General features: G+C 72.5%; 1 pseudogene. It reads right to left on the reverse strand.

Going from position 1 to position 6986, the window contains the following annotated elements:
- Positions 1–6986, reverse strand: a pseudogene (locus JMF90_RS17135) (LWXIA domain-containing protein); the annotation flags it as partial.

Raw genomic sequence — 6986 nt, forward strand, 5'->3', positions numbered from 1 at the left:
TGATCGTCGCGTCGGCCTCGTTGTAGCGCGCGCCGATCGGGGAGCCGAACTTGCGGGCGCGCCGGATGAACGCCGGATCGTGCTTGCCGCCGCGCGCGGCCGCGAGCGTGTGCGGATCGACCGGAATCGACACCACCGGCATCGCGCCGCCATATTGCTCGACGTAGCGCACCGCGAGCGCAGGATCGTCGCGCAGGTTGAACGCACGCGCCATCGGCGCGACGCGGTCCTGGATCTCGGCCGGCGCGCGCACGAACGCCTGGATCGCGCGCTTGTCGATCATGCGTGCCGCGCTGTGGCGCGTGGCATACGCCTGCATCCACTTCACGAAGCGGTTGTGATCGCCGCCGGGATCGGCGACCGGCCCGCGCGACGGCATGCTCGACACCTCGCGCGCGAGACCGACGGGGATGCCGAGCGCCTTCAGCATCGGTGCGTCGGCCAGGATCGTCTGCGGTTCGTCGGTCAGTGCGAGGCCGCCGGCATCGGGCTGGTTCTTGCGTGCGGTGACCGCCTTCACGCGGTCGATCGTCGGGAACCAGTCGGTCACCTTCGCGGCGCCGTAACGCATCACCCATTCCGCGACCGTGCTCGAACCCAGGCTCGGCTGGTAGGGCCGCAGCGTCAGCGGCTTGGCCGCCGGCGTCTTCGGTGGCTTCTGCGGCTTCGGCGTGGCCGGCGCGTTCGATGCGTTTGCCGCATTCGCGGCGCGGCGGTTGCGCCGGCCGCGTTTGCCGCGCAGCGCATTGCGCACCCGGCCGGCAGGGCCCGTGGAGCCGCCGGCCGCCGGCTGCGCGGCTTGCTGGGCCGCGGCGAGGTCGGCCTGCGCGGCTTTCACGCGATCGATCTGGCCGGCGATCTGCGTGCGGATCCAGCGTGTCGCGAGGTCGAACTTCTGCGGCAGCGCATCGAAATACGACTTCTCGTCGAGCAGCTGCGTGAGTCGTTGCGCGAGCGCGGCTTTCTGCGTGGCGGTCGCGCGCGGATCGAACGCTTCGGGCGCGAGCGTCGACAGCAGAAAGTGCTGGTTCGCGCCGAACGGGCCGCGCCCGAGCGGCATCTCGTCGAGCGGGCGGCCCGCGTCCGGGTGGTCGCGCAATTGCTCGGCGTCGTCGTACCAGCGCGCGTTGCCGTCGTGGATCGCGATGATGCCGCGGCGCGTATGCAGCGATTCGGCAACCGGATGATCGGTCTCGTACACGTACACGTAGTGATCGCCGCGCAGCGCCTTCAGCTCCAGCGCGCGCATCAGGTGCAGCGTGTTCGCGCCGCTGAAGTCGATCGCGAGCTGCTCGCTGTCCGGGACGAGCTTCGGCGGCAGGAACGGACTGTCGGCGCCTTCGATCTCGGCGATCTTGCGGCGCACGCCCGGGTCGGCTTTCGCGAGGCCGCGCTGTACGCGCGTGCCGAGTTTCTGCATCGGCGGCTTCTCGTCGCCGAGCGCCTTGCGCATTTCCGCCGGCGCGAAGCCGCCGTAGCGCTCGACGGTGTCGTGCGTGACGTCCGTCACGACGAATCGCACGCCGCGCCGGCCGCCGGACAGGTTGCGCGCGCGTCGGCGGAACGCGGCGCCGAGATCGCGCGGCGCGATCGTCGCGTCGCCGAGCGAGGTCGACTCGTGATAGGTCCAGTCGTGCGCGGCGTTGCGCGTCGCGTAGCCGAGCACCTTGCCGGTTTCCTTGTCGATCGCGTAAAGCGTCGCGCCGTCGCCGGCCGCTTTCGCCGCCTGTTTCGGCCGGCGAAAGCGCGGCGCGTCGGCGAGCGACTGCAGCGTCGTGACGACGTCCGCGTCGGGCGTCGTGGCCGGTTCGGCTTCCCAGGTGCGGCCATCGCTGCGCGCGGTGATCCGCGCGGCGCCGCCGTACTCGCGCAATTCCGCAAGCGACACGGGCGACACGTAGAAATCGACGTTCGCCCGTTCCGCGCTGCCGTTGTCCTTCAGCGCGCGATAGACCGCGTCCGGGATCGACACGGCCGGATCGGCGGACGCCTTGTCGACGAACGTACCGTGCTCGTCGGTGCGCATGCTCGCGACGAACTTCGGCTGCGCATGGCGCGCGTCGATCGACGCGTCCGGCCGCGCTTCATGCTCGGCGATCAGCACGTGCGCATTCGTGCCGAACGCATCCTTCATCTGCTGGAGCGACGCGAGTTGCGAACCGTCGATGCGGATCAGGTCGCGCTTGCCGTGCGAGGCGAGGTGATCGAGCGCATGCTGGCGGCGCGCGGCGTCCGCCGTCGCCGCGGGCATCGGCGCGTTCGACGCCGGCTGCGGCGCGGGCGCCGGCATTTCGCGCGGCACGCCGAGCGCGTGCATCGCATCGGCCTGGCTCGCGTAGTACGCGCGATAGGTCGCGTGGCCCGGCACGGACGGCGCGACGTCGCCGAAGGCGGCCGCGAGCCGGCGCAGCCCGGCTTCGTCGCCGGGCATCGCGTGGTCGGCTTCGCGTGCGATCGCATCGGGCAGATGGGCGTCCCTGGCGATGTCGATGCCGCCATCGTCGAGGATTTCGCGGCGCACCGCGAACGCGTTCGCCTGTGCGCGCGCTTCGGCCATCAGCGCGCTGTCGGCAAGCGCCTGCGGCGATGAACGGTCGAGCGCGAGGCGGCGCGTGATCGTCTCGACCGCGTGCTGCGCTTCGTGCGCGAGCGTGTAGACGAGCGTGCCGGCGCCGTGGAACTGCCCGTCGAGCACGATCCGCTGCTTCGCGGTATCGATCCGGCTGCCGCGCCCGGGCCGGCCCACCACGATTTTCCAGCCGGCCTCGCCGGCCAGCGCGACCTGCTGGCGCAACAGGCTCGAGCGGTCGACCAGCGCATGGGCGGCCTTGGGCAGCGGCGCGCCGCCGAACCGCATCCGGATGCGCGTGATGACGGACGGCTTCTGCACGAATGCGTCGGGCGGCAAGTGCTCGGTGATGCCGGGATGCGCGAGCTCGATCGCGCCGCGCGCGATGCCGTCCTCGAGCATCACGCGTAGCGTGCCGATCTCGCGGACGATGCCTTCCACGTTCAGCTTCGGCGCATCGGTCATGACCGTCGACGGATCGCTCAGGTAGAAGTCGCCGTGCGCGTCGAACACGCCTTCGAAGTCGTAGTACAGACGGTGCTGCGCGGTGATGTCGCGCGCGCGGTCGAGCTGCGCGAATGCGTCGCGGGTGACGCGCGACGGCAGCATGCCGGCCATCACGTCGTGGCTGCTCAGCGACGCGAACGGCGCGTACATCACGGCCACGCGATCGAATGCCGCGAACGGGCCGCCGACCGTGAGCGTGCGCAGCCCGTGCGCGCGCAGCGCCGCGAGGCCTTCCTGTTCGAGGCGGATCGATTCGATGTGACCGAGAATCGCGCGATTGTCCGTGCCCTCGTAGAGGCCGATCGCATTGCGGCGGCCCAGTTCGAACACGGTCTTCTCGATGCCGGCGCCGGTCGCGGCGCCGGTGAAGCGCTCGACCGGCACGCGCGCGGCCGGATCGCCGCTCGCGTGGACGCCGTTGCCGTCGACGTCGAGCGCGCCCAGGTCCGGGCGCTGGTGCGGCGCCGGATCGTAGCGCAGCCACGCGTTGGTATGGCCGAGTCGCGCCTCGGCGCCGAGCCCGACCGCGATCGTCGGCGGCGCGTAGACGGGGCGCTGCCACACGTTCGCGAGCCAGGCGGCGGCATCGCGGCCGTTGCGTGCCGACAGAATCACCGACGAGCCGGGCAGGCCGAGCACCGAACGGTGCGCGAGCGTGACCTCGACCGGCGTGTACGGCCGGCCGTCCGGATCGACGAGGCGGCCTTGCGCGTCGGTGACGCCATGCACGATCACGATGCGGCCGTCGCGGTCGTAGGACAGCGGGCCCGAGCGGTCCAGCGTCAGCGCGTCGACGCCGGCCACCGGCTTGCCGTCGAACGGCGATGCCTTCACCGGACGCGCGCGCGACCATGCGGTTTCTTCGGCGAGCGTCGCGGCCGTCTCGCGCGGCGCCGGCATCGTGACGCCGGTGTGCCGCGCGGCCTGCGCGTGACGCCGATACAGCTCGCCGTAGGTCACGCCGCCGTCGAGCGACGTCGGGCTGTGCTCGAACGCGTCGGCGAGACGCGCGAGCGAGGCGGCGTCGCCGGCCCGCGCGCGACCGTATTCGTTGGCGATCGCGTCGGGCAGCGCGACGTGGCGGCCGATGTCGATGCCGAGGTTCGCGCGGATCTCGTCGCGCACCGCGAATGCGTTGACCTGCGCGCGCGCCTCGGCGAGCAGCGCGCTGCGCACGTAGCGCTGCGTCGAGCCGTAGTCGAGCCCGAGCGTGCCGGTCGCGGCCTCGAGCGCATGGCGGGCTTCGTGCGCGAGCACGTAGACCATCGATCCGGTCGACTGCAGTCCGCCGTCGATCGTGACGCGCCGCCGTCGCGTGTCGATCTTGCTGCCGGCGCCGGGCTTGCCGCGCACGACTTTCCAGCCTGCGTCGGCGCCGAGCCGAAGCTGCTGCGACAGCAGGCTCGATGCGTCGATCAGCCGGTACGCTTCCTTCGGCAGCGGCGCGCCGCCAAAGCGCATCCGCACGCGCGTGATGACCGACGGCTTTTGCACGAACGCATCGGGCGGCGGCGTTTCGGCGAGTCGCGGATGCGCGAGTTCGACGTGGCCGCGCTCGAGGCCTTGCGTCAGCGCGCGCTCGATCACCGCGAGCCGCTGCAGCGTGGTGAAATGCTCGCCCGCGCCCATGCCGATCGCACCGGGGTCGCTCAGCAGGAAGTCGCCGCCGCGCGTGAAGAGGCCTTGCAGGTCGAAGCCGATGCCCGTGCGTTCGACGACTTCGCGAATCTGCCGGAGGTGCTCGAGCGCCGCGCGCGACACCACGTGCGGCAGCGCGCCCGTCTCGAAGCCGAAGCTGTGGAACACGCCGAGCGGCCGGTACAGCACGGCGACGCGGTTCAGCGCGGAGAACGGGCCGTCCATCGTCACGGTCTTCAGCCCGTACGACGCGAGATCGTCGAGTGCGATGCTCTCGTCGATCGCCGCCTCGATCTGGCGGGCTTCCGACGTATGCGGACCGTTGTCGTAAACCGCGAGCGCGGCATCGTGGCCGAGCGCGAACACGGTTTTTTCGGCGCCGGCGCCGAGCAGCTCGCCGACGTGACGCTCGACGTCGATCCGCGCGGCCGGATTGCCTTCGAGGTGCACGCCTTCGGCGTCGGCCGTCAGTTGCCCGAGATCGTGCGGTGCCGCGGGCGCCGGGTCGTAGCGACGGAACACGCCGGTGTCGAGCAGCGCCGCGCGTTCGCCGACCGCGTGCGGGGGCGGCGCGTACACCGGCCGCTGCCACAGATTCGCGAGCCCGGCGGCGGCCGCCTCGCCGCCGTGCTTCGCGGACAGCACGATCGAATAGCCCTCCTTGACCAGGAACGACGGCGCCTGGTCGAGCGCGTATTCATGCACGCCGGCCGGCTGCCCGCCCGCGAGCAGCGTGCCGTCCGGCAACGTGTCGGCGTGCAGCATCAGCACGCCTTCGTCCTCCAGCATCGTGAAGTGGCGGCTGCGTGCCGCCTGCAGGTCGGCCGCCGCGGGCACGGGCCCATCGCCGAACGGCGACGCATATTCGGCATGCGCGCGGCTCCATGCCACGCGTTCGTCGAAGCTGCGCACGCCGTGCGGTGTGCCGCCGGTCTCGTGCGTCTGCGGCGCGGGCATCCGGCGCGGGATGCCGCCGCGGCGCTTCTGGCGCGACCACACGTCGTCGTAGAAATCGCGGTAGGTTTCGCCGTCGCGGCCCGACACGGGCGCATCCGCGAATGCGTCGACGAGGCGTCCGACCGTGCCCGCATAGTCGTGCGACGGCGCGCGCCATGCGTCGCCTTCGCGCTCGATCGCATCCGGCAGGCGCACGTGCGCGGCAATGTCGCCGCCGCCCGCGAGCTCGATTTCGTAGCGTGCCTCGAACGCGTTGATCTGCGCGCGCGCCTCGGCTTCGAGCGCCTTGCGCGTGAAGCGGCTGCGGTTGCCGTAGTCGAGGTTCAGCACGCCGGCCATCGCCTCGACCGCGTGACGCGCTTCGTGCGCGAGCGTATACGTGATGCTGCCCGGATGCTGGAGCGCGCCGTCGATCGTCACGCGGCGCTTGCGCGGATCGATGCGGCTGCCGCCGCCGCGCTTGCCGAGCGTCACGCGCCAGCCGGCGTCCTGCAGCATGCGCAGTTGCGTGGCGAGCGTGCCCGACTGCATCGCGAGTGCCTGCGCGGCTTCGGGCAGCGCCGCGCCGCCGAAGCGCATCTGCATCCGCGTGACCCAGCCCGGTTTCGACGCGCCGGGGTCGGGCGGGGCGGTCTCGGTCGTTTCCGGGTGCGCGGCGGCGAGGCCGATGTCGTCGTTCGCCGCGGTGCGGCGCTCGCCGCCCGCCGGCGCGCGGGCGGCCCGGCCGTGCGCGTCGTCGGTCGCGCGCGTGCCGCGGTCGGCCGCGGCCGTGTCGCGTTCCGCCATCCGCTCGGGCGCGCCGGCGCGTTCCGGCTTGACGAGCACGAGCACGCGGTTCGGCGCGCTGAACACGCCATCGAGCGCATTGACCGGCTCGGGCGGCGCGGCCGGCCGCGGCATCGCCGGGTCGTTCGGGCCGCGCTTGCCGGCCAGCACGATCACCGTGTCGTCGGCGGCCGCGCGTGGCGCGGCCTGCGGCGCTTCGTCGGGCGCGATGCCGTCCGGCAGGCCGGTTTCATGGGCCGCCGCGACCGTCTCCGGCGCGGGATCGAAGCGCAGCACGCGCGCGCCCGCGCGCAGCTGGCCGTCCGCACCGAATGCGTCGGGCGCGGCCGCGTAGACGGGCTTCTGCCAGCGGTTCGCGAGCTCGGGTGCGAGCGCGGCGTCGTGTTCGCCGGCGACGACGATCACCGGTTCCTCGAAATCCTGCGGGCGCGGCGACGGCGGCCGCGCACCCGGCGCGTCGGGTGTCGCGCCGCTGCGCACCACGTAGACCGTGCGATCGCCGACGTCCATCGGCTCGGCGCTCGGCCCG

The sequence above is a fragment of the Burkholderia sp. E168m23 genome, assembly GCF_016586125.1.
GTDB classification, from domain to species: Bacteria; Pseudomonadota; Gammaproteobacteria; order Burkholderiales; family Burkholderiaceae; genus Burkholderia; species Burkholderia orbicola.